This is a genomic window from Paraburkholderia mimosarum LMG 23256 = NBRC 106338 (assembly GCF_000739815.1).
In the GTDB taxonomy this organism is placed as follows: Bacteria; Pseudomonadota; Gammaproteobacteria; order Burkholderiales; family Burkholderiaceae; genus Paraburkholderia; species Paraburkholderia mimosarum.
This window is the reverse complement of sequence record NZ_BBJJ01000277.1, coordinates 1-1,591: the sequence shown is the minus strand read 5'-3', so window position 1 is coordinate 1,591 and position 1,591 is coordinate 1. Positions and strand designations below refer to the sequence as shown.

At 62.1% G+C, this 1,591-nt stretch carries 1 pseudogene; it reads left to right on the top strand.

What is annotated here, in order from left to right:
* Positions 1-295 precede the first annotated feature (295 nt).
* A pseudogene (locus tag BMI01S_RS43755) lies at positions 296-877 on the top strand (ATP-binding protein); the annotation flags it as partial.
* Positions 878-1,591: the final 714 nt, after the last annotated feature.

Below are 1,591 nucleotides of genomic sequence, written 5' to 3'. Positions count from 1 at the left end.
CGAACGGACAACGCGGCGGAACTGAGGGTGGCAGTGGCCCGGATGCTCCCGCAAGTGCTGTTGTGGGACCGACCGCCGAAACCGATACGCCAGCGAATTCAATGCAACCGCTCAAGAATATGACGGCGAAGGATCAGACGGCTCAGTCAGGTACGCGGTCGGCCAGGAACACGGCCCATGAACCGAACGGCAACGGAAGCAGCACTGCCCCGGGCAGGTAACCAGTCGAAAACCGCGACGCCAAGCCTCAGCGAGGCGCCCCAATGCCCGGAACTTCGAAGCGGTGTGCGCCGCGCGCTCGCACGAGGCCGCCGCCCGCGCCGGCAGCAGCACAGTGCTGCTCTTTTGTGGCGAGGCGCAACGCTACAACGAGAACGAATACGAATGGCTGCGTGATGTGCACGACGCCCTCGATCGTCAGCACATCAAACTCTTCCTTTCTCGTCGGCCAGGAGGATCTGCTCGCTCAGAAGACGGCGCTGCAGGTCGCCGGCAAGACACAGATTGTCGCGCGTCTCATGGTCGAGGAATTCGCCTTCTGCGGCATCCGCAACGGCGAAGATGTCGCCACGTGCCTGGACGGCTAGATCAGACAGCCTGCCCGGAGGGCAGCCAGTGGAGCTTTACCCGCTTCTACGTGCCGCAGGCGTTTGACGCCGGCTACCGCCTGATCAACGACGCCGGTGTGCTGTGGCAGGCGTTCGAGGCAGCGCACCACAAGGCGAGCTTGCCGGGCCGGCTCGAAATCCCGATGGAATCGTTCGCACGCGCCGTCGAAATCGTGCTCAAGGACAGCGAACTCAAAGATGCATCCGGTTACTGTCCCACGGCAGCCTTGTGGGCTTACGCCGTGCAGCATTGCGGCTACATCCAATCCCTCGCCGTCGAAATCGTGCTCAAGGACAGCGAACTCAAAGATGCACCCGGTTACTGTCCCACGGCAGCCTTGTGGGCTTACGCCGTGCAGCATTGCGGCTACATCCAATCCCGCCATGCCAGCGGAACCGCTCCTTCTTCCGTTGCTTTGCTGCTTGCCGTACACGTTCCAGTCCATGTGGCACGCTTGCCCGGTTCTGCGCCCGGCACGTGTTGGACTGGCCCATGTTCCGCTTGGTCCCCGCCCTTCGCTCCACCCACTCCGCGGCCGGTTCCCCGACGTTGTTCGCAAGCTTCTTCGCTACTATGGCGGAGTCTGACTTCTCCCGTCCGTTCATCATCGGCTACGGCTCCTCGCCTTCCCGATGCGGGCCTGTCCGTGCAGCGACTGGCCAGACTGGAGATCTCCCGGTTCCCAAACAAGGAGCGTGCGTGCATGCCAGGGTCTCCGACCACGCCGAGCCGACGGAGTGCTCGCAGTATCGCGCTCCGTCGTGTTGCCTTCCGCAATGTCAACAGCGTCGGCGCTCGGAACAGATAAACTATCGCGGCTCAATGGTTGGCCTGCACGTACCCCTGTCAACGCTTCGCAGCATGTCTCGCGACATGCTGCGCATGACTCGGGGACAACGTGGTTTGCTAGACCTTCGTTGTAAGAGACTTGCACTCTTTACTCCTTGCCGGTCTCCCGGCGCACTGACATCTTTATTTTGGT